Raw genomic sequence first — 21,505 nt, forward strand, 5'->3', positions numbered from 1 at the left:
CTGCAGGCGGTCCTTGGTGACGGGTACGGCGTCGGTGCTGGGCAGCATCCGCGCCCAGCCCTGCTGTCGCTATCTCAGGCGACGGATCGCCCCGGGCGGCTCCTCCGCGGGGGGAGTGTGTCCTCTGCTGCCTCGTCCCCGCATAGCTCTTCCAGGGCGAGGATGAAGTCTCGCTCGAGGCGCAGGAAGTGGCCCTCCCAGGACCAGTGCTCCTCGACGAACGACCGCGCGGCGGTGCCGAGACGGACCTGGGCCGCACGGTCCTCGAGGAGGCGGATCGTCTGCTGCGCGAACTCCGCAGGGTCGTCTGTTACGGCGACGCAGTCTGCCGGTGCGCCGATGCCCTCGTTCGCCACGGTCGTGGCGACGACCGGCTTTGCACATGCCAGGTACTCGAGCAGCTTGTTCTGCATGCCGCCTCCCGCCTGCATGGGGTTGATGCAGACGGTGGCGCTGCGGATGAGGACCGCCGGGTCGGGGACCGTGCCCGTCACCGTGATCCCGTCCTTGCCGTGCAGCGCGCGGACCTCGCCGGTCGGTTCCCGGCCGACGATCATGAACTCGGCCTGGGGAACCGCGCGGCGCACTGTCGGCCACACCTTCTGGGCGAACCAGAGGACGGCTTGGACGTTGGTCGGCGTTCGCATGACGCCGGAGAAGACGATCCGGTTCGGGACGACCTCGTCCGCGGTGGCCACCGCGAACTGGTCCAGGTCCGTGCCGTGCGCCCCGAAGACCACGTTGTCCAGTTCGGGCAGCCCGGCCCTGCGGCACTCCTCGTTGATGGTGTCCAGGTCCTGCTGACCGATGAGGACGGACCGGTCGAAGTCCCGCCAGACGGTCGTCTCGTACTGGCGCACCCGCCGTGACTCGTACCAGTAGAGGGTCCGGGTCCAGACGTTCGATGCGTTCTCGAGGATCCGGCGGGTGTTGAGGCTCTGGGAGAGCTGCATCGCCAGGAACGTGGCGGGACGGCGGCGCGAGACACCGTCCCGCTTCTGGCGGATGCTCCGGGTCGCCTCCGCGCTCCGGAGGTAGTACGTGTACACGATGTCGTAGTCGCCGTCGCGGGCGGCGCGGTCCACGGCCTGGCGCTGCCGGCCGTTCCGGAAGATGCCTACCTGGAGCGGCCTGCCTGTGCAGACGGCCTGGAGCATGCCGAGCGCCATCCGGAACCGACCGTGCCGGAAGAGGCGGACCTGGGAGCAGTGGTCGCGCAGCCAGGACTGGTGGGACTCCGTGATCTGCCCACCCGTACGGAGGGCGTACAGGTCGACCGTATGGCCTCGGGCGGCGAGGAAGGAGATGAGGTTCGCTACGGTCATCTGGTCGGCTCGCCTCATGGGCAGCGGTGACCTGCTGTAGACGATCGCGATGCGCAGCGGCCTCGGCGTCGGTTCGACGCGCATCCGGCGGGGCAGCTGAGAGCCCTCCGTCGGCGCTGCTCGTGTGGGGCCGCCGGGCAGGAAGCGCCCGGTCATGCGATGCGGTTGGTGGACACGACCGGCTGATCCGGGCTCAACTGAAGGTCCGACGCGGTCCCGTTGGTGTCGACCACGAGCGCGTAGTCCTGCGACTCGGCGTGCTGGGCGCTCACCAGGAGCGAGGACAGCTGCGGCAGGTGGCTGTACGCATAGCCGAGGTTCTGGCCGACCAAGGCCGCCGGCTCCAGGTAGGGATCGTAGACCTCGACCAGGCACCCGTCGGTGATCAGCATCCGGGCGAGGTCGATGGCCGGGCTCTCCCGGACATCGTCGGTGTGCGCCTTGAAGGTGAGGCCGCAGAGCAGGATCCGGTCGCCGGGGGAGACCGCGCTCCGGATGTCCTGGAACTGGTGGTACTTGTGCGACTCGTTGCTACGGATCAGCGCGTCGATCAGGTGGGTGTTGGCGCCGACGTCAGCGGAGATCCGCTGGAGTGCCCGCACGTCCTTGGGCAGGCAGGAGCCGCCGAACGGTCCGCCCGGGCGGAGGTACCGGGCCGAGATGTTCAGCTTGGTGTCCGACAGGAAGATCTCGGACACCGCCGAGGCGCTGATGCCCATCTGCTGGCAGATGCGCCCCAGCTCGTTCGCGTAGGCCACCTTGACCGCGTGCCAGGTGTTGTCGACGAACTTGGTCAGCTCGGCCTCGCGGAACGGGACGTCGAACCACGGAGCCTGGACATCGGCATAGAGCTTCAGCATGGTGTCCGACCCTCGGCCGTCACGAGTGCCGACCACCACCTTCGGCGGCTCGAAGTAGTCGCGCATCCCGCTGCTCTCGCGGAGGAACTCGGGGTTGTAGACGAGCTCCAGCGCGGCGTCGATGTCGTCCCCCAGCGCGCCCTGGAAGATCGGCCACACCAGCTCCTCCATCGTTCCGGGCCGCACCGTCGACCGGTACGCCACGGTCAGCGGGGTCGTGCGCCCGGTTCCGACGTTGGCGGCGATCTGGCGGCTGACCTCGGCGATGTAGGTCATGTTGTGGCCGCCATCGGGAGCGCTCGGCGTGCCCACGCAGACGATCGCCAAGTCAGCGTCGTCGAGCACGCCGATCGGGGAGGTCGTCGCGGACAGCGTCCCCCGGTCGATCCCCTCAGCGATCTGCTCCTGGACGCCCGGTTCCATGATCGGCGATTTGCCACGCCGGATCGTGGACACCTTGGCCTCGCTGACGTCGATCCCGACGACCACGTGCCCTTGCTTCACCATGCACGCCGCTGCGGTCATGCCGACGTAGCCCAGGCCGAAGACGGCTACCTTCACCGGTGCTCACTCCCTGCGTTGATCGAAAATCCACCCTAGTCGGCACCGCGCCGGGCCGAAGGGGCGGCAGCGCACGTCCACACGTCCGTGTGACGGCAGCCAATGGAACCTGTGTCGCAGCCGCACCGCCTCCTCGACGGTCGGTGCGACAGGGTGGCTCAGAACCCGGCGCGGACCATACCGCAACGGCAGCCGTAGGCCGTCGCGCTGCTGAAGGGATCGTCGCCGATCCGGCGGAACCAGTGCACGTGGCTTCAGTGCACGTGGCTTCGTCCTGGTGTGCCTGCTGTCGGCTCCGGGCGGCCGGAGGTCGCCCGATGCGGCCCGTCGGCTGTCCTGGTCAGCAACAGCGCGTTCAGCACGACGACGTCTCCGATCCGGGCCTTCGACCCCGCTCCGAGTAGGGCTCTCCACGCTCGGCAGTCGGATCCCTGCCTCGTTCGGCGGATCTGTCGTTCTGCCGTTTCCCCAGGTGGCGCGAGTGCCACGTGTCTAGCACCTCGGCACGGAGCTCTTTCACTACGGCGGTGTGGTCCACTCGAGCAGGTCGTCGGCGGAGCGGGTGTTGACCACCCGCTCCACCGGCACGCCGCACTCGATCGCCCGCTCGCAGCCGTTGTACTGCCAGTCCAGCTGGCCAGGGGCGTGCGCGTCGGTGTCGATGGCGAACTCGCAGCCCAGCTCGACGGCCAGGGTGAGCAGCCGCCGCGGCGGGTCCAGCCGTTCGGGGCGGGAGTTGATCTCCACCGCGGTGCCGTGCTCGACGCAGGCGGAGAAGACGGCCTCGGCGTCGAACTGGCTCTCCGGCCGCGGCCGCTGGGTCCCGTTGCGCTGTCTGCGGCCGATCACCAGCCGGCCGGTGCAGTGGCCCAGCACGTCGGTGTGCGGATCGGCGACGGCGGCGAGCATCCGCCGGGTCATCGCCGCGCGGTCGGCGCGCAGGTCGGAGTGGACGCTGGCGACGACGGCGTCGAGCCGGCCGAGCAGTTCGTCGGTCTGGTCCAGGCTGCCGTCGACGTTGATGTCGACCTCGATGCCGGTGAGGATCCGGAAGGGCGCGAGTTCCTCGTTGAGCGCGGCGACGACGTCGAGCTGCTGCTCCAGCCGCTCGGGGGAGAGCCCGTTGGCGACGGTGAGCCGGGGGGAGTGGTCGGTGAGCGCCAGGTACTCGTGGCCGAGCGCGATCGCGGCCTCGGCCATCTCCCGGATCGGGCTGCCGCCGTCGGACCAGTCCGAATGCGCGTGCAGGTCGCCCTTGAGCGCGGCACGGAACGCCGCGATCTCGTCGGCCGCCGGCACCTCGTCGGCGTAGCCCTGCTCGAGGTCCGCCAGGTACTCCGGCACCTGGCCCTCGTGCGCCTGGGCGATCGCCGTCGCCGTCTTCGGGCCGATGCCCTTGAGGTCCTTCAGCGTGTTGGTGCGGATCCGGCGGTCGAGCTCGGCCTCGTCCAGGCCGGCGACCACCGCCGCGGCGGTGCGGTAGGCCCCGACGCGGTAGCTGGCCTCGCGGGCGCGCTCCAGGAGGAAGGCGATCCTCCGGAGCGCGGCCGCGGGCGGAAGGGGGGTGCTCAGCTCAGCACCTTCAGGGCTCCCTTGCCGGTCTTCTTGCCGGCCTTGCGCGAGGCCTTCTTCTGCGCCGTGACCGCACGCTTGGAGGCCTTCTCGTAGTTCTTCTCGGTGACGTCGGCGGCCCGCTTGGCCGCCCGCTTGGCGCGGTAGCGCACCGACGGCCTGCCCTCGGTGTCGACGGCGGCGAGCAGCAGCCCGCCCAGCAGGCCGGTGTTCTTCAGGAAGTTCGAGAGCTGCCCGAACTTCTCGGTCGGGTCGTCGTGCTCCCAGAACCGGTGACCGGCCAGCGTGGTCGGCACGACCGACGCCGACAGGGCGATCGCGGTCAGCCGGGGGAACTTGTTGAGCGCGAACAGCGAGCCCGCGGCGACCTTGATGGCGGCGTCGGCCTTCACCCACTGCTCGACGTCCCGGGGCACCTCCACCGGGAGCTGCTTGTCGGCGGTGTCGGCGAGCTTCTCCACCACAGGGCGGGCGCCCGGCACGCGATCCTGCGGCTTGCGCAGCGTGCTGATCCCCCCGTAGATGAAGGGCGCGGCGAGCAGGGGCCGGGCGATCCGGCGAACCAGCATGGTGACCTCTTTCCTCGATGCATCGGGACAGTCGCGTCGTGGACTGCCCGCAAGATCCACCGGGCAACCACCGTCCGCAACTCGGGGCCGTCGGCCGACGGCATCCGCGGCTGCCGGGGCACGCGTCCCCCGCCGTGGGCTACGGAAGTCCAGCGCCCCCGCCAGGGCAGCCGTAGGGCGCCGGGCGTGCGGCGCCGGTGTCGGCTCAGCCCACGTCGTCGTCCACTCGCGGCTCGGGGCGCCCCTGTCGAGGGATCTCGGTGACTGCATCCCGCGCCGACGGGCGAGGGGTGGCGTCGCCGCTGCCGGCTGCTGGCTGCCGGTGGACGGTCCGCGGGTCGCCGTGGCCGGTCGGCGAGTCGGATGGCCCTGCCCACGAGAAGGGCCGCGAAGAGCGCGACCACCGGCCAGGCGACGAGCAGCCAGCCCCACCACGGCACCGCCGTCCCCCGTCCTCCGCGCCGACGTCGGTGGTGACGATCGGTCACCTCGACACTACGGTGGGTGTGCGGAGAGTGCAGGACGACGACGGCGGGGACTCTCCGGAGAGTCGGAGGCGCGCGTCAGGACTTCTGGCGCGCCCGGTAGGCGGCCACCGTGGAGCGGCTCGCACAGGTGTTGGAGCAGTAGCGGCGGCTGGCGTTGCGCGAGGTGTCGACGTAGACGTCGTCGCACCCCTCGGCCGAGCAGACACCCAGGCGCTGCCAGCCGTGCTGCACCACCACCTGCGACAACCCCATCGCCACCGTCGTCGTCAGCTGCTCGAGCGCGGGGGCGTCGGGGCCGGCGTAGTGCAGGTGCAGCTCGCCGTCGTGGTCGGTGGCGTAGGGCCGGGGACGGGCGAGCGCCAGCAGCTCGTTGAGCCGGGTGAGGACGTCGGGCTGCGAATCGGCCAGCGCGACGGCGCGGACCAACCGCGCGGTGGCGGCCGCCTGGTGAGCGTCGGAGGCCGTGAGTTCCAGCGAGGTCCCGGGCGTGAACCACTCGTCGTGCGCCGCCAGGAAACGGGGCACGCCGTCGTCGGGTTCGAGGTCGGCGTTGGCCAGGGCGATGGCCAGCTCGACCGCGGTAGACCCGTAGGTGTCGTAGTCCAATTGACTCCCTACCGTCGAGTCCCTACTCTCGGGACTGCGTAGGCGATCAACGGTCTTTGACCGCCTACTGTTCCTTTCCCTGCAGTGTGAAACGAGTGCAAGCGTGCGCGCCTACCTCGCCGTCTGGCGGCTTCCCTCCGCCCCGGTGCTCCTCCTCGCCGGCTTCGCCGGCCGTCTCCCGTCTGCCATGGTGCCGCTCGCGCTGCTGCTCATGGTGCAGCAGCAGACGGGCTCGTACGCCATCGCCGGTCTCGCCGCGGCCTCCCTCGGGGTCGCTTCGGCCGCGATGGCGCCGGTCCTGGGGCGGCTCGCCGACCGGAGGGGGCCGCGGACGATCCTGCTCGCCCAGGCGGCGCTCTACCCGCTGCTGCTCGCCCTGCTGGTCGCCGTCGTCCTCGGGGGAGCGCCGGACGCCGCCGTCGTCGCCGCCTCGGGCCTGGCCGGCGCCAGCACGCCGCTGGTCTCCGGCACCGTCCGCGCCCTGTGGTCGCGCACCGACCCGCGCAGCCGCTCCACCGCCTACGCTCTCGACGCCACCGCCACCGAGCTGGTCTTCGTCGTCGGCCCCACGCTGGTCGCCACCCTCGCGGTGCTCGCGGCACCGGCGTGGGCGGTCGGCGTCGCCGGCGCGCTGGCCGTCGGCGGGGCGCTGGGCATCGCCCGTGCGGCCCGGTCCTGGGTGCCCGCGCCCGCCGGGGCGGCGAGCCTGTTCTCGACCGTGCTGACCCCCGGTATGCCACGGGTGCTGCTCAGCGGCTCGGCCGTGATGCTCGGCTTCGGCGCCCTCGAGGTCGCCATCCCCGCGTTCGCCGACTCCACCGGCGCGCCCGGCCTCTCCGGCCTGCTGCTCGCGGTCTGGTCGCTGGGCTCGGTCGCCGGCGGGCTGTGGTTCGGCGCCCGCGTGATGAGCGCGTCGCTGCCCCGGCAGTACCGCTGGCTGCTGTTCGGCGTCACCATCGGCCTCGCGCCCCTGGCCTGGATCTCCAGCCCCTGGGCGCTCGGCGTCCTGCTGTTCCTCGGCGGCACGGCGATCGCGCCGACCCTCACCGTGCAGAGCTCGCTGGTCGGGTCCATCGCCCCCGTGCACGCCACCACCGAGGCGTTCACCTGGCTCTCCACCATCACCGTCGGCGCCTCGGCGGTCGGCGCGGCCCTCGGTGGCGCGCTGATCGAGGGTCGGTTCGGCGTCTCCGGGGCACTGGTGCTCGCCTGCGCCGGAGCCGCGGCGGCCGTCGTCGTCACGCTGGTGCCCGGGCGGGACATGGAGCCCGTCGCCGCCGTCCGGGAGAGCGTCCCGGCCTGAAACCGCCGGCTGAGTGCGCCGGTCGAGTGCGACGAACTCGTGGCCATCACCGGGGCTGATCGCCACGAGTTCGTCGCACTCGGCTGGTCGACGTCCGGGCCCGCGGACCCGGGCTGGGAGACCCCTGGAGGCGCTGGTAGTCTCTTCCCTCGGTGGTTACGAGGCGACTCGGACCCCGGGAGGCTTCGCCTAGTCCGGTCTATGGCGCCGCACTGCTAATGCGGTTTGGGTTAATCCCCATCCCGGGTTCAAATCCCGGAGCCTCCGCGTACGACAACTGAACACACGCACCCGTAGCTCAACGGATAGAGCATCTGACTACGGATCAGAAGGTTAGGGGTTCGAATCCCTTCGGGTGCACGTCTGGTTGAGACACCGATCTGCCGCGCCGCCCCGACGGGGGAGACGCGGCAGATTCGTTTCCCGGGTCGTCACCGCTGCCCGAGCCGGCCTTCCCCCGCCCCGCTCTGGGGCTGCTGCTCGTGCTCTGCGGGTGCTGCAGCGCCCCCACGGCGCGAGAACGACCCCCAAAGGGCGGGAGTGCGCACCGGGGCGCTCGCACGCCGGGTGGAGCGGCGGCCATCGCGCACTTTGCGATCGCGTGACAGACGCTGCCGGCCGGTGGCGAGATCCCGGGACCGGGGTATCGAGGGGCAGGGCCCGCCATGCGGGCCCTGCCGTTGTCGCCTGCGCCGAGGAGTTTCGTGTCGCCCCGCCCCTCCATCAACGGCTTGCCGCTGCCAGGGGTCGAGGATGCTCCGCGGAAGCGGGTGCGCCGGGGCGGACTGGTGGCCGAGCTCGCCCTGGCCGTGCTGCTCGCCGGTGCGCTGCTCGCGGGGCTGGCCCTGCCGCTCGTGGGTGGCGCGTCGATGGCGACCAACGCCGGTGCCGGTCTGCTGCGCCCGGTCAGCGCCGACCTGCTCGACCTCACCCCGGCCGGCAACACCCGCATCCTCGCGGCCGACGGTTCGCTGATCGCCGAGCTCTACCGGCGCAACCGCACCCCGGTGCCCGGGGAAGCCATCGCCCCGGTGATGAAGGACGCGCTGATCGCCATCGAGGACAGCCGCTTCTTCGGCCACAGCGGGGTCGACGGCAAGGGGCTGGCCCGGGCGTTCCTGACCAACCTCTCGGCCGGCGAGGTGGTGCAGGGCGGCTCCACGATCACCCAGCAGCTGATCAAGCAGATCCGGCTGCAGACGGCCACTGACCCCGACGCCCGCGAGGCCGCCACCGACGAGAGCCTCGGCCGCAAGCTCCGCGAGGCACAGCTGGCCCTCGCCCTGGAGCAGCAGTACACCAAGGACGAGATCCTCACCCGCTATCTCAACCGGGTGTACTTCGGCGCCGGCGCCTACGGGGTGGCCGCCGCGGCCCACGCCTACTTCGGGACGACGCCGGACGCCCTCACCCTCGCCCAGGCCGCCACGCTCGCCGGTCTGGTGCAGAGCCCCAGCGAGTACGACCCGTTCGTCGCTCCCGAGCGCGCCACCGAGCGGCGCGACGTCGTCCTGGCCCGGATGGCGGAACTCGGCATGGTGGACCAGGCCGCGGCCGACGCCGTCCGCGCCACCCCGGTGGTGCTCACCCCCGGCCAGCCCCCGCCGCGCGGCTGCCGGGAGGCGCTGATCGGTGGCTTCTTCTGCGACTACGCCCTCGACTACCTGACCGGCACCCTCGGCTTGAGCGTGGCCGAGCTGGAGACCGGTGGGCTCACCGTCGAGACGACGCTGGACCCGGCCATCCAGCGTGCCGGCGACGCGGCGGTGCTGAAGACCCTGGGCCTCCAGGACCCGCGCGCCGGCATCTACACCGTCGTCGAGCCGGGCACCGGCCGCGTGCTCGCCATGTCGGTCAACCGGAAGTTCGGCGTCGTCCCGGGCGATCCGGCCTACACGACGGTCAACCTCAACGTCGCCGCCGGGCAGGGCTCCGGCTCGACGTACAAGGTGTTCACCGCCGCCGCGGCGATGGAGCAGGGCTTCGGGCTGGAGCACCGCATCACCACCTCCAACCCCTACGTGTCGACGGTCTACCAGGACGGCGACGGCCCCTACGACGTGGAGAACGCCGGCCGCTACCCGCGCACGCTGGACATGGAGCGGGCGCTGTACATGTCCTCGAACACCTACTTCCTGGCGCTTCAGGACCAGCTGGGCAGTGTGGAGGCGCCGGTCCGCATGGCCCAGCGGCTGGGGCTGCGCTCCCTGGACCCGATCGCGGACGAGATCGTGGCCCAGAACCGCGGCTCGTTCTCCTTCGGCTCCGAGGCCACCAGCCCGCTGCACCTGGCCAACGCCTACGCGACGCTCGCCGCCGGCGGCACCCGGTGCGCGCCGATCCCGATCGCCCGGGTGCTCGACCGCGACGGGCAGCCGCTGCTCGGCGAGGACGGCCAGCCGCTTGGCGGGCCGCAGTGCGAGGCCGGCGTCGTCGACCCGGCGCTCGCGCACACCCTCACCCAGGCGCTGCGCAAGGACGTCGAGCCCGGGTTCCCCGGCCAGACCGGCGAGCGTGCCCACGTGCCCGGGCACCAGATCGCCGGCAAGACGGGGACGACGCAGAACAACTTCTCGGTCACGTTCGTCGGCTACACACCGCAGCTGTCGGCCAGCGTGATGGTCTACGACCCGGTGGCCAACCGGGACGTCGGTGGCTTCGGCGGTGGCATGCCCGCGCAGATCTGGCACGACGCGATGCAGCCGGTGCTGAGTGCCCGGGCTCCGGCACCGTTCCCGCCGGCTGACGTCCGGTACGTGGACGGGACGCGGGCGACCGTGCCCGCAGGCTGCGCGGGGAAGAGTGCCGACCGGTGCCGCGGGATCCTCGGCGCCCGTGGCCTGACCGCCATGCTCGCCCGCGTCGACAGCGGCCGCCCGCCGGGCGTCGTCCTCGGGGTCCAGCCGGGGCCCGGCAGCCTCGTGCAGCAGAGCGCTCCGGTCACGGTGCTGGTCAGCAACGGTGCGCGCTGGGCGCCGCCTCCGCCTCCGCCTCCGCCGCCGCCCCCGCCTCCTCCTCCTCCTCCTCCTCCTCCGCCGCCGGCCCCTGAGCCGCCGCCGCCGCCGCCGCCGGCGCCGGCGCCGGCGCCGGCGCCGGCACCGGAACCGGCACCCGCGTCCGAGCCCGAGCCCGCGCCCGAGCCCGCACCGGAGCCCGCACCGGCGCCCGCACCCGAGCCCGCACCGGAACCGGCACCCGAGCCCGCACCGGAACCGGCACCTGAGCCGGCTCCCGAGCCGGCACCCGAGCCCGCACCGGAACCGGCACCGGAGCCGGCGCCCGAGCCCGCGCCTGAGCCCGCACCGGAGCCGGCACCTGAGCCCGAGCCCGCACCGGAACCGGCGCCCGAGCCCGCGCCTGAGCCCGCACCGGAGCCGGCACCTGAGCCCGAGCCCGCACCGGAACCGGCACCGGAACCGGCACCCGAGCCCGCACCGGAGCCGGCTCCCGAGCTCGCTGGGCAGCCGGCGTAGGCCGCGCCAGGCATGGGGGGGAGTGGGGGCGGGGGGCCGGTCCTGACGGTCTGGCCGCGTTGGTCGGTCTACCCAGCAGTGGGTAGCCACTCGTTCCCGGCTACCCCCGCCCGGATCCCACTGTGACCCACACCACAGCCCCCGTCAAGGCGGCGCGTTGACTCACGCCAGATGCCCGCGTAGCGGCTTCGTTGCCTCATCAAGAAATGCCCGCGTAGCGGCGTGGCGGTGAGCCCGGAGCGCTGGGGTCGGGCCACGGTCGGCGATGGGGTTAACGATGGGGCAGCGGAAGGCGGTCACGAAGACGACGGCGAAGCGGTACCGGTCTGCGTCGAAGAGCGAGAAGGCCGCGATCTTGACCGAGTTGTGCGCGGTGACCGGCTGGCACCGTGACCACGCCCGCAAGGCGCTGCGCCTGGCGCTGGCGGGCGAGCCGCCGCGGCGAGCACGGGCGCCTCGCCCGCCGGTCTACGGCGAGGACGTGCTGGTGCCGTTGCGCAAGATCTGGGCGGTGCTGGACGCGCCGGCCGGCAAGCGCCTGGCCCCGTTCCTGCCCGAGATCACCACTGCGCTGGAGCGGGCAGGGGAGCTCGACCTCACTCCTGCGGTGCGGGCCCAGCTGGTCGGTATGTCGGCGGCCACGATCGACCGGCGGCTGGCCGGTGACCGCAAGAAACTGCAGCTCAAGGGCCGGTCGGGCACCAAGCCCGGGTCGTTGCTGAAGTCGCAGATCCCGATACGCACCTGGGCGGACTGGAACGAGGACGAGCCCGGTTTCGTCGAGATCGACCTGGTCGGACACGAGGGCGGCGACCCCTCGGGTGACTTCGCCCAGACCCTGACGGTGACCGACATCGCCACCGGGTGGACCGAGACCCGGGCGGTGCGCAACAAGGCGCAGAAGTGGGTGTTCGCGGCGCTGATGGAGATCACCGCGGCGTTCCCGTTCCCGGTCAAGGGCATCGACTCCGACAACGGCAGCGAGTTCATCAACGCCCAGCTGCTGCGCTACTGCGTGGCCAACAAGATCACCTTCACCCGGTCGCGGGCCGGGCGGAAGAACGACGGCGCGCACGTGGAGCAGAAGAACTGGTCGGTGGTGCGCCAGGCCGTCGGCTACCACCGTTTCGACACCGGCGCCGAGGTCGACGCGCTCAACGAGCTGTACGCCCGGCTCCGGCTGCAGATCAACTTTTTCTCCCCGCAGCAGAAGCTCATCGAGAAGACCCGCGACGGCGCGAAGGTGATCAAGCGGTACGACACCGTGGCCACGCCCCACCAGCGCACCGTCGCCGACGACCGCATCCCGGCCAAGATCAGAACAGCGCTCGACAAGCAGTACCGCGGTCTCAACCCCGCTCAGCTACGCCGCGACCAACACGCCCTCAGCGACAAGCTCCTCGACCTCGTCAGGACCAAGCACCTGTCCCGACGCGTCCCGGCCACGCCGCCGGCTACCCGGGCACCTGCCGGTGAGGCAACGAAGGCTCATCCGCGGGCATCCGCACGTGAGTCAACGAAGGGCCGTACGCGGGCATCTTGACGTGAGGCAACAGGGGCGGGTGCGGAGTGTCGCCCTCCAGCCGCAGCCGGGACGGACTCCCTGGACGGACGTCCCTCAGCCGACGCGACGGAGGATGTCCGGGCTCAGCTGGTCGACGGCGGTGTGCCCGGTCAGCCCCAGGGTCAGGTCGAACTCGCCGACCACGTCGGAGATCACCTGTCGGACCCCCTCCTCGCCGGCCAGTGCCAGCCCCCAGGCGAAGGGGCGGCCCAGCAGCACCGCCCGGGCGCCGAGCGCGACGGCGGTGAACACGTCGGCGCCGCTGCGGATTCCGCTGTCGAGCAGCACCGGCGCGCGGTCGCCGATCGCGGCGACGACGTCGGGCAGGGCGTCCAGTGCGGCGATCGAACGGTCCACCTGGCGGCCGCCGTGGGTGCTGACGACGACGCCGTCCATCCCCTCGTCCAGCGCGCGGCGGGCGTCGTCGGGGTGCAGCACGCCCTTGAGCAGGATGGGCAGCTTCGTGCGCTCCCGCAGCCAGGTGAGGTCGGCCCAGCTGATCGAGGGCCGGGAGTAGATGGACAGGAACGTCTCGACGGCGGCGCGGGGCAGCGGCGAGCGCAGGTTGTCGCGGAACGACCCCGGCCACGCCTTCGCCATCGTCACCAGCGCCTTGACCGCGGCGGGCGTCGGGCGGGGCTGCGGTTGGGCGGGCGGGGAGTCTGTCTGCCCGGCGCCGGCGGCCCGCGCCTCGACCAGCCTGCGGAACACCGGGTCGGAGGTGTACTGGGCGATGCCCTTGCCCAGGGCGAACGGCAGGTGGCCCAGGTCGAGATCGCGTGGCCGCCATCCGAGCATGGTGGTGTCCAGGGTGACCACGAGCGCGTCGCAGCCCGCGGCCTCCGCCCGGCCGATCAGGCTCTCGACCAGCTCGTCGGAGGTCGACCAGTACAGCTGGAACCAGCGGGGCGCGGCGCCCATCACCGCCGCGCACTCCTCCATCGAGCGGGAGCCCTGGTTGGAGAAGACCATCGGCACACCGGTGGCCGCGGCCGCCCGGGCGACGGCGAGGTCGGCCTCCGGGTGCACCAGTTCGAGGGCGCCGACCGGGCCGAGCAGCAACGGCGCGGGTAGCCGGCGTCCGAACAGCTCCACCGAGGTGTCGCGCGCGCTGGCGTCCCGCAGCACCCGGGGGACGACGGCCCACGTGTCGAACGCGGCGCGGTTCGCCCGCTGCGTCGTCTCGTCGCCCGCGCCGCCGGCCACGTAGGCGTAGGCGCGGGCGTCGAGCACCCGCTTGGCCCGCTCCTGCAGCCGCCGGATGCCGACGGGCACGCGCGGGGAACGGCCGTACACCCCGGCCCGGTAGACCTCGTTCTGCCGCCGTCGACCCACGCCCACCTCGTTCACGCGGCCACCGTAGTGACCCCGCTCTCACCGTCTCCCGCGGGGCGGGCGGAGGGCATACCGGCGACCTCACCGAGGTTCTCCGGAGACCGGTCGGAAAGGGAATTCCCGACACGCCGGACGACACGCCCGACACGCGCGTAACGGGCTGGCGACGAAGCGTCACATCCTGCATCATCTGGAACTCCAGCGCACCGAAAGGCGGAGATCGGACTGACCAGCAGGTGGGAGTTGACCGCCGAACCGACGTGGACGACGTCGGCCCGGAAGGCGCGGAGCGCCCGCTCTGCCGGTGTGGTGACCGGTCTCCTCGTCCTGCTGCTCTCCGCCGCGGTCGCCGGGGCCGGGTCCGCGCTGGCGATCGACGACCCGACCCGTCCGGACGCCCGCGTCACCCACGGGCCCAGCTGCCACCCGGGCGGGATCGTCGTCGAGGTCGTCGCCGGCAGCGCTCCCTTCTCCGTCCGCCTGGCGACGACCCGCCGGCCGGCGGGTGAGGACGAGGCCACGCTCGGCGCGCAGGGCAGCAGCGTGGTGCTGCGGACCGGTGACGTCGCACCCGGCGAGACCATCGACCCACGGCTGGAGTTCACCGCCCGGGACGGTTCCGGCGTCGCATACGTCGACGAGCTCGAGGAGTACACGCTCACCCGGCCGACGGTGGAGGACTGCCAGCTCGCCCTGTCCCCGCCGCCGCCCCCGCCCGCGCCGCCGACGGCCAGCGTGGAAGCCGGTGCCACCGCTCCCGCACCCAGCACCGGCTCGGCCGGCGGCACCGGCTCGCAGGCGGGCGTCGCGGTGACCACCAGCCGGGCACCCCGCACCACCACGACGAGCAGCGAGACCAGCACGACGGGCACCCCGTCGGTCACCTCCGTCCCGGAGAGCACCTCGCCGGCCGTCCCGGCGCCCGCGGCCGCGGGCACGCCGCAGATCCCGTCCGGGGGCACGGTGACCCTGCGCGGAGCGGGCTTCATCCCCGGTGAGCGGGTGGACATCCGGCTCCACGGCCGGGACACGGTCCTCGCCACGGCGACCGCCGACGCCGACGGTGCGGTCCGCGTGGACGTCCGCATCCCCGCGGACGTGACGGCCGGTCCCACCACGCTCGACCTCGTCGGCGTCGACTCCGCCGTCAGCACCGGTGTGGACCTGCAGGTCGCCGCCGGCCAGGAAGCGGCCGGCCGGACGCGGGGTGTCGTCTCGCTCGCCTCCCTGATCGCGGCGGCGGTGGCGCTCGTGGGCACGGTCGGCGCGCTGGTCTCGGTCGCGGGCCGGCAGCACGCCGATCGTCGCGGCCGCGGCCCGATCCGTACCGCCTGACCGGTTTCGCCGCTCCCGGATCAGGGGACGATGGGCAGGTGCCACTGTCCGAGGACGCGATCGCGCGCGGGGTCCCCCGGGACGCCGCCGCTCTTCCCGGAGTCGCTCCCCGCCCCGCCGAGACGTGGTTGCGCATCGTCCAGGTGCACGACCGGATCACCCGACGGGTCGACTCGGCGCTCCACCGCCACCACGGCCTCTCCCTCACCGGCTTCGAGGCCCTCCGCCGGATCGCCGACTCACCGGGCGAACGAGCGTCGATGGGGGAGGTCGCCGAGGCCGTCGGGCTGTCGCGGCCCGGCGTCACCAGCACGATCAACCGGCTGGTGACCGAGGGCCTCGTCATCCGGGAACGGGTCGAGGGCGACAAGCGGCTGCTGCACGCGCGGCTGACACCGGCGGGCCGGGAACGGGTGGAGGCGGCCCGCGTCACGCACGACGAACTCGTCGCCCACCTGCTCACCCTGATCGGGGACGACGCCGCCGTCGTCACCGACGCCCTGGCCCGGGTCTCGGCCGCCACCCGCAGCCGCCGCTGACGTCCCCGGGTGGACCGGGCGCGACGCGCGTACGGTCGCCGGCGTGACAGACCTCCGTGACCGGCATCACCCAGGGCTCCGCACGACGGCGGTGCGGCGATGAACGGGGCCCAGGCGCTGATCCGCACCCTGGTCGACGCGCGCGTCGACGTCTGCTTCAGCAACCCGGGCACGTCCGAGATGCACTTCGTCGCCGCGCTTGACCAGGTGCCGGAGATGCGCGGCGTCCTCTGCCTGTTCGAAGGCGTGGCCACCGGTGCCGCCGACGGTTACGGGCGGATGACGGGCCGCCCCGCCTCGGTCCTGCTGCACCTGGGGCCGGGTCTGGCCAACGGGCTGGCCAATCTGCACAACGCCCGCCGCGCGCGGACGCCGATCGTCACCGTGGTCGGTGATCACGCCGGCTACCACAAGGCCTATGACTCACCCCTGGAGTCGGACATCGACGCCCTCGCCGGCACGGTGTCCGGCTGGGTCCGGCGCTCCGCGCGGTCGGCCGACATCGGCGACGACGCCGCGGCCGCCGTCGCCGCTGCCCGCACCGCACCCGGCCAGATCGCCACGCTGGTCCTGCCCGCGGACACCTCCTGGTCGGCCGGTGCCGCGAGCGCCGCGCCGCTGCCGGTCGAGGCGCCGGCGGCGGTGCCGGACGACGCCCTCGCCGCCGTGGCCGCCGTGCTGGCCTCCGGCGAGCCGTGCGCCCTGCTGGTCGGCGGGGGAGCGACCCGCACCCGGGGCCTCGTGGCCGCGAGCCGGGTGGCGGCCGCCGCGGGGGCGCCGCTGTTCTGCGAGACGTTCCCCGCCCGGCTGGAGCGCGGCGCGGGCCGGCCGGTGGTCGAGCGGCTCCCGCGGGCGGCCGACCAGGTCACCCGGCGGCTGGCCGGCGTCCGTCACCTGGTGCTGGTGGGTGTCCGCTCGCCGGTGTCGTTCTTCGCCTATCCCGACCAGCCCAGCGACCTGGTGCCCGACGGCTGCCAGGTGCACGAGCTGGGCACGGTCGCCGACGACCTGCCCGGTGCGCTCGAGCGGCTCGCGGACCTCGTGGGCGCGCCCGCGGAGGCGGTCCTGCAGCCGGCCGGGCGGCCGGAGCTGCCCACCGGCGAGCTGAGCCTCGACTCGATCGGCCGGATCCTGGGTGCGCTGCTGCCCGAGGGGGCGATCGTGGTGGACGAAGGCGTCACCTCCACCCGGCAGATGCCCGGCCCGACCGCGGGCGCGCCGCCGCACGACTGGCTCACGCTCACCGGCGGAGCCATCGGTCAGGGGCTGCCGGTGGCGACCGGAGCCGCGGTCGCGGCGCCGGGTCGCCCGGTGATCTGCCTCGAGGGCGACGGCAGCGCCATGTACACCGTGTCGGCCCTGTGGACCCAGGCTCGCGAGGGGCTCGACGTCACCACGCTGGTGTTCAGCAACCGCTCCTACCGGATCCTCGAGGGGGAGCTCGCCAACGTGGGGGCGGCGGCCTCCGGGCCGCGGGCGAGGGACCTGCTGGAGCTCGGACGGCCGGAGCTGGACTTCGCGGCCATGGCCACCGGCATGGGCGTCCCGGCGACGCGGGCGCGGACCGCCGAGGACCTGATCCAGCAGTTCCGCCGCGCGCTGGCCGAGCCCGGCCCGCACCTGATCGATGTGGTACTTCCCGGTCCGTGAACGAGTCCGAACCGTTGCCGACTCCCGGGCGCCGCCGTCTCCCAGCTGTGCTTACATCGTCGTGACCCGGGCCACCGCCCGATCCGGCGGTAGCCGGCGTCACCATCCAGGAGGAACCATGCGGAACTCGTCAGCCCTCAGCGGCCTCGTCCTGCTGGGTCTCGTCGCGGCGTGCGGTGGGGACGGCGAGGAGGCCGCAGCTCCTGGCGAGGCCGCCGCCTCCTACCCGACCGAGTCGATCCGGATGCTGGTGCCCTACGGCGCCGGTGGCCCCACCGACCTGACCACCCGCACCGTCGGCGCCTGCATCGAGGAGGAGCTGGGGCAGACGGTCGTGGTCGAGAACATGGAAGGCGGATCGGGTGCGCTGGCCATGACCGAGCTGGCCGGTGCCGAGCCCGACGGGTACACCCTGTCGCTGGTCACGGCCGGCACCACGGTCCTCACCCCGCTGGCCAACGACCTGGACTACACCAAGGACGACTTCACCCCGATCGGCGTCATGTCGCTGGTGCCCTCGGTGCTGGCGGTGGGGGAGGACTCGCCGTACGCCTCCGCCGAGGACTTCTTCGCCGCGGCCGAGGCCGAACCGGGCACGGTGACCGTCGGCGTCCCCGGCGCCTCGACGCCGCAGGGCATCGAGCTCCAGCGGCTGGCCGACGAGCACGGCGTGGAGGTCACCGTGGTCCCGTTCGACGGGAACGCCGAGATGACCACCGCCGTCCTGGGCGGCAACGTCGACGCGGTGCTGATCAACGCCTCCTCGGACGTCGTGCAGAACATCGAGGCCGGGGCGTTCCAGCCGCTGGTGGCCTCGTCGGAGGAGCGGCTGTCCTGGCTGCCCGACACCCCGACCTTCACCGAGCTGGGCTACGAGGGGCTGACCCTCTCGGGCTCCACCTTCGGCCTCGCCGGCCCCGCCGGTCTGCCCGACGACGTCGTGACGACGCTCGAGGACACGCTGCAGACCTGCCTGGCGAAGGACGAGGTGCGCCAGACGATCGGCGAGCAGTACGTGCCCGAGGAGTTCGCCGGCGCCGACGAGCTCGGCACGATCCTCGACGACACCCAGCAGGCGTACGAGCCGATCCTCGGCTGACCTGCGCATCCCCTGTACCGATCCCGCACGACCGGAGGAACCACACATGCGACGAATCCGTGCCACCGCCCCAGCCCTGCTGGCGGCGTCCGTCCTCGTCCTCGCCGCCTGCGGTGACGATGCGGCCGAGCCCGACACCGATGCCGGGGGTGGCGGCGACGCGGCCGCCGCCGAGTACCCGACCGAGAGCATCACCCTGATCGTGCCCTACGCCGCCGGTGGCCCCACCGACCTGGCGGGGCGCACGATCGGGTCCTGCATCGAGGAGGAGCTCGGGCAGACCGTGGTCGTGGAGAACCGGGAGGGTGCCTCCGGCTCGGTCGGCATGCAGGCGATGATCGCCGGCGGCAACGACGGCTACACCCTGTCGCTGATCGCGGTGCCCGCATCGGCGACCAACCCGCTGCAGGACGACGTGGGCTACACGAACGAGGACTACGTCCCGATCGCCGTGGTCACCGAGATCCCCTCGGCGCTCGTCGTGGGAGCGGACTCGCAGTTCAGCACCGCCGAGGAGTTCTTCCAGTACGCCGAGGAGAACCCGGGCGAGCTCAACGTCGGGGTTCCCGGCACGACGACGTCGCAGGCGATGGAGCTCCGGCGGCTGGCCGAGGAGTACGGCGTCGAGGTGACGGCGGTGCCGTTCACCGGCAATGCCGAGATGACCACGGCCATCCTCGGCGGCAACGTCGACGCCATCTTCATCAACTCCTCCCAGGACGTCCTGGAGAACATCGAGGCCGGCAGCTTCCTCCCGCTGGCGGTCAGCCCGGCCGAGCCGGTGGACTACATCGACGCGCCGACCCTCGCGGAGTCCGGCTTCCCCGAGCTGACCAACAGCGTGTCGGTGTTCGGTCTCGCGGCGCCGGCCGGCGTCCCGGACGACGTCGTGTCGACGCTCGAGGAGACGGTGGACACGTGCCTGCAGAAGAACGAGGTCCGCGAGCAGCTGGGTGAGCAGTACGTGCCCGACGAGTTCATCGACTCCGAGGCCTTCTCGTCGCGGATCGACAGCATCATCGAGGCCTACGGCCCGATCCTGCAGGAGTGACCTTCCGCCGTGGGGCCCGCCGGGAACGGCGGGCCCCACGGCGCCGGCCTGCTCCCGGTCCCCGCGTCCTCCTGGAGTTCCCGATGTCCAAGCACCTGCACCGGCTGGCCCCCGCGCTCCTGCTGGTGTTCGGCCTTGCCGCGATGTACGGCGCATACCAGCTCGGCCTCGGTGAGCTCCAGGCCCCGGGGTCGGGACTGTGGCCGTTCATCGTGGCGTCGCTGATGGCGCTGACCGCGCTGCTGCTCCTGTTCATCGACGACCCCGACGACTACGAGCAGTGGAACCGGAATGCCCTGCGCATCGCGGGCGGGCTGCTGAGCCTCGCGGCGTTCATCGTGCTCTTCGAGACGATCGGCTTCGTCATCCCCGCCTTCCTCATGCTGCTCCTCTGGCTGCGGCTGTTCGCCAAGGAGCCGTGGCGCTGGGCCGTCCCGCTGGCGGTCGGCGGCGCGCTGGTGTTCTACCTGCTGTTCGACGTGGCACTGGCCGTGCCCTTCCCCGACGGCATCCTCTTCGCGGGAACGGGGCGCTGACGTGGGAATCCTCGACGGGATCAGCCAGGGCTTCGCCGTCGCCCTCGACCCGGTCAACCTGCTCTACGTCTTCCTCGGCGTCCTGATCGGCACGGTCATCGGCGTGCTGCCGGGCCTCGGGCCGACGGCGACCATCGCCCTGCTGCTGCCGCTGACCTACGAGGTCGAGCCCGTCACCGCGGTCATCCTGCTGGCGGGCATCTACTACGGGTCGATGTACGGCGGCACGATCACCTCGGTGCTGCTGCAGCTGCCCGGCGAGGCGGCCTCGGTCGTCACCACGTTCGACGGCTACCAGATGGCCAAGCAGGGCCGGGCCGGCCCCGCCCTGGGTATCGCGGCGGTCGGCTCGTTCATCGGCGGCACGGTCGCGGTGATCGGGCTGACCCTGCTGGCGCCGCCGTTGGCCGACCTGGCCGTCGAGTTCGGCTCGCAGGAGTACGTGGCGCTCACCGCCCTCGGCATCCTGCTCGTCACCTACCTGGGCACCCGGCACCCGGTGAAGAGCCTGTGCATGGCGGCCCTGGGCCTGCTGCTGGCCACCATCGGCCAGGACGCCATCACCGGGACCACCCGCTTCACCTTCGGGCAGATCTCGCTGTTCGACGGGTTCGACTTCGTCGCGGTGGCCATGGGCCTGTTCGGCGTCGGCGAGATCCTCTACAACGTCGAGAAGACCGAGAAGGCCCAGGCGATCAAGACCAAGCTCAAGAACGTCTGGCCGAGCCGCAAGGACTTCCGCGACTCCTCGGGTGCGATCGCCCGCGGCTCGGTGATGGGCTTCTTCATCGGCGTCCTGCCCGGTGGCGGCGGGGTCATCTCCTCGCTGGCCTCCTACGCCACCGAGAAGCGGCGCGCCAAGGACCCGAGCCGGTTCGGCAAGGGCGCCATCGAGGGCGTCGCGGGGCCGGAGACGGCCAACAACGCGTCGTCGACCTCGGCCTTCATCCCGCTGCTCACGCTCGGGATCCCGGCCAACGTGGTCCTCGCGCTGATCTTCGGCGCGCTGCTGGTCCAAGGCATCACACCCGGCCCCCAGCTGATCTCCCAGGAGCCCGAGATCTTCTGGGGCGTCATCGCGTCGATGTACATCGGCAACCTCATGCTGCTGGCGCTGAACATCCCGCTGGTCGGGGTGTTCGTGCAGCTGCTGCGGGTGCGGGCCGGGATCCTCGCCGCCTTCGCGCTGCTGGTCACGATGGCCGGCGTCTTCTCGGTCAACAACGACCCGTTCGACATGTGGGTCGTGCTGATCTTCGGCATCGTCGGCTGGCTGATGAAGAAGACCGGGTTCGAGCCGGGCCCGCTGGTGCTCGCCTTCGTGCTCGGCTCGATCCTCGAGACCAACTTCCGCCGATCGATGCTGCTCTCCGGCGGCGAATTGTCGACCTTCGTCACCCGGCCCATGTCCGGAACCATCTTCGCCCTCATGGCGCTGGTCATCATCATCAGCGTGATCTCGGGGATCCGGAAGCGTCGCCGCCGCAGCCGCCCGGCCACCCCGGGGGAGGAGGACCTCACCGCGACGGGGACCACCGCCGAGCCCGAGGGGACCCCCGGCAACGAGACGACCGACGAGCAGGTGCCCCCGGCCGAGAGCGGGGCGCCGCGCGACCGCTCCTGACCGAACCGGAATCCA

The 21,505-nt window shown here is 72.4% G+C and carries 16 protein-coding genes and 2 tRNA genes; 12 read left to right on the top strand and 6 right to left on the bottom strand.

The window, feature by feature from the left end:
* Positions 1-74 precede the first annotated feature (74 nt).
* The 5 genes from BLASA_RS01890 to BLASA_RS01910 all read right to left on the bottom strand — a co-directional run bounded on the left by BLASA_RS01890 (position 75) and on the right by BLASA_RS01910 (position 5,981).
* A complete protein-coding gene (locus BLASA_RS01890; protein WP_197536258.1) occupies positions 75-1,325 on the bottom strand; it encodes a glycosyltransferase in 1,251 nt (416 codons plus the stop codon).
* Between the two features lie 152 nt (positions 1,326-1,477).
* Positions 1,478-2,746: a nucleotide sugar dehydrogenase gene (locus tag BLASA_RS01895; RefSeq protein WP_014374307.1), complete on the bottom strand. Its 1,269-nt coding sequence runs from the start codon at positions 2,744-2,746 to the stop codon at positions 1,478-1,480.
* A gap of 519 nt (positions 2,747-3,265) precedes the next feature.
* On the bottom strand, positions 3,266-4,318 hold the full coding sequence (locus BLASA_RS01900; RefSeq protein WP_041776007.1) for a PHP domain-containing protein: 1,053 nt from the start codon (positions 4,316-4,318) through the stop codon (positions 3,266-3,268).
* The gene (locus BLASA_RS01905; protein WP_014374310.1) at positions 4,315-4,887 is read right to left on the bottom strand and encodes a DoxX family protein; all 573 of its coding nucleotides are present in this window, start codon (positions 4,885-4,887) and stop codon (positions 4,315-4,317) included. The genes BLASA_RS01900 and BLASA_RS01905 overlap by 4 nt, the downstream gene beginning before the upstream one ends.
* Positions 4,888-5,450: 563 nt before the next feature.
* Entirely contained in the window at positions 5,451-5,981 is a 531-nt protein-coding gene (locus BLASA_RS01910; RefSeq protein WP_014374311.1) for a CGNR zinc finger domain-containing protein, read from the bottom strand.
* Positions 5,982-6,084: 103 nt separating this feature from the next.
* Between BLASA_RS01910 and BLASA_RS01915 the strand changes: the two genes are divergently transcribed.
* The 5 genes from BLASA_RS01915 (at position 6,085) to BLASA_RS01940 (ending at position 12,300) form a co-directional block, all read left to right on the top strand.
* Positions 6,085-7,284 carry an MFS transporter gene (locus tag BLASA_RS01915; RefSeq protein ID WP_014374312.1) on the top strand — a complete coding sequence of 400 codons (1,200 nt, stop codon included), beginning with the start codon at positions 6,085-6,087 and terminating at the stop codon, positions 7,282-7,284.
* A 178-nt stretch (positions 7,285-7,462) separates the two neighbouring features.
* A tRNA-Ser gene (locus BLASA_RS01920) sits at positions 7,463-7,551 on the top strand.
* A 20-nt stretch (positions 7,552-7,571) separates the two neighbouring features.
* Positions 7,572-7,644 (top strand) — tRNA-Arg (locus BLASA_RS01925).
* 344 nt (positions 7,645-7,988) lie between these two features.
* Positions 7,989-10,757, top strand: coding sequence for a penicillin-binding protein (locus BLASA_RS26180; RefSeq protein WP_269446685.1), 2,769 nt, complete (start codon positions 7,989-7,991; stop codon positions 10,755-10,757).
* 277 nt (positions 10,758-11,034) lie between these two features.
* Complete coding sequence (locus tag BLASA_RS01940) at positions 11,035-12,300, top strand: integrase catalytic domain-containing protein (protein ID WP_014374314.1); 1,266 nt, start codon at positions 11,035-11,037, stop codon at positions 12,298-12,300.
* A gap of 75 nt (positions 12,301-12,375) precedes the next feature.
* Here the strand turns inward: BLASA_RS01940 and BLASA_RS01945 are convergent, their stop codons facing one another.
* Positions 12,376-13,671: an alpha-hydroxy-acid oxidizing protein gene (locus tag BLASA_RS01945; RefSeq protein WP_014374315.1), complete on the bottom strand. Its 1,296-nt coding sequence runs from the start codon at positions 13,669-13,671 to the stop codon at positions 12,376-12,378.
* 228 nt (positions 13,672-13,899) lie between these two features.
* Between BLASA_RS01945 and BLASA_RS01950 the strand changes: the two genes are divergently transcribed.
* From BLASA_RS01950 to BLASA_RS01980, 7 genes are all read left to right on the top strand, one after another.
* Positions 13,900-14,991 carry a hypothetical protein gene (locus tag BLASA_RS01950; protein ID WP_166486450.1) on the top strand — a complete coding sequence of 364 codons (1,092 nt, stop codon included), beginning with the start codon at positions 13,900-13,902 and terminating at the stop codon, positions 14,989-14,991.
* Between the two features lie 38 nt (positions 14,992-15,029).
* Positions 15,030-15,530 carry a MarR family winged helix-turn-helix transcriptional regulator gene (locus tag BLASA_RS01955; protein ID WP_014374317.1) on the top strand — a complete coding sequence of 167 codons (501 nt, stop codon included), beginning with the start codon at positions 15,030-15,032 and terminating at the stop codon, positions 15,528-15,530.
* Positions 15,531-15,629: 99 nt separating this feature from the next.
* Positions 15,630-17,180 carry an acetolactate synthase large subunit gene (locus BLASA_RS01960; RefSeq protein WP_014374318.1) on the top strand — a complete coding sequence of 517 codons (1,551 nt, stop codon included), beginning with the start codon at positions 15,630-15,632 and terminating at the stop codon, positions 17,178-17,180.
* 118 nt (positions 17,181-17,298) lie between these two features.
* Positions 17,299-18,279: a tripartite tricarboxylate transporter substrate binding protein gene (locus BLASA_RS01965; RefSeq protein ID WP_014374319.1), complete on the top strand. Its 981-nt coding sequence runs from the start codon at positions 17,299-17,301 to the stop codon at positions 18,277-18,279.
* Between the two features lie 46 nt (positions 18,280-18,325).
* Positions 18,326-19,330 (top strand): Bug family tripartite tricarboxylate transporter substrate binding protein, encoded by a 1,005-nt coding sequence (locus BLASA_RS01970; RefSeq protein WP_014374320.1) that lies wholly within the window; start codon positions 18,326-18,328, stop codon positions 19,328-19,330.
* An 83-nt stretch (positions 19,331-19,413) separates the two neighbouring features.
* Positions 19,414-19,866, top strand: a complete 453-nt coding sequence (locus BLASA_RS01975) for a tripartite tricarboxylate transporter TctB family protein (RefSeq protein ID WP_014374321.1) — start codon at positions 19,414-19,416, stop codon at positions 19,864-19,866.
* 1 nt (position 19,867) lies between these two features.
* On the top strand, positions 19,868-21,490 hold the full coding sequence (locus tag BLASA_RS01980; RefSeq protein ID WP_014374322.1) for a tripartite tricarboxylate transporter permease: 1,623 nt from the start codon (positions 19,868-19,870) through the stop codon (positions 21,488-21,490).
* Positions 21,491-21,505: the final 15 nt, after the last annotated feature.

It is taken from the genome of Blastococcus saxobsidens DD2, from assembly GCF_000284015.1.
Lineage (GTDB): Bacteria > Actinomycetota > Actinomycetes > Mycobacteriales > Geodermatophilaceae > Blastococcus > Blastococcus saxobsidens_A.

Coding starts and splice junctions, on each gene's coding strand:
- BLASA_RS01960 (WP_014374318.1), top strand. CDS start 15,630: ATGAACGGGGCCCAGGCGCTGATCCGCACCCTGGTCGACGCGCGCGTC.
- BLASA_RS01965 (WP_014374319.1), top strand. CDS start 17,299: ATGCGGAACTCGTCAGCCCTCAGCGGCCTCGTCCTGCTGGGTCTCGTC.
- BLASA_RS01975 (WP_014374321.1), top strand. CDS start 19,414: ATGTCCAAGCACCTGCACCGGCTGGCCCCCGCGCTCCTGCTGGTGTTC.
- BLASA_RS01940 (WP_014374314.1), top strand. CDS start 11,035: ATGGGGCAGCGGAAGGCGGTCACGAAGACGACGGCGAAGCGGTACCGG.
- BLASA_RS01970 (WP_014374320.1), top strand. CDS start 18,326: ATGCGACGAATCCGTGCCACCGCCCCAGCCCTGCTGGCGGCGTCCGTC.
- BLASA_RS01905 (WP_014374310.1), bottom strand. CDS start 4,887: ATGCTGGTTCGCCGGATCGCCCGGCCCCTGCTCGCCGCGCCCTTCATC.
- BLASA_RS01890 (WP_197536258.1), bottom strand. CDS start 1,325: ATGACCGTAGCGAACCTCATCTCCTTCCTCGCCGCCCGAGGCCATACG.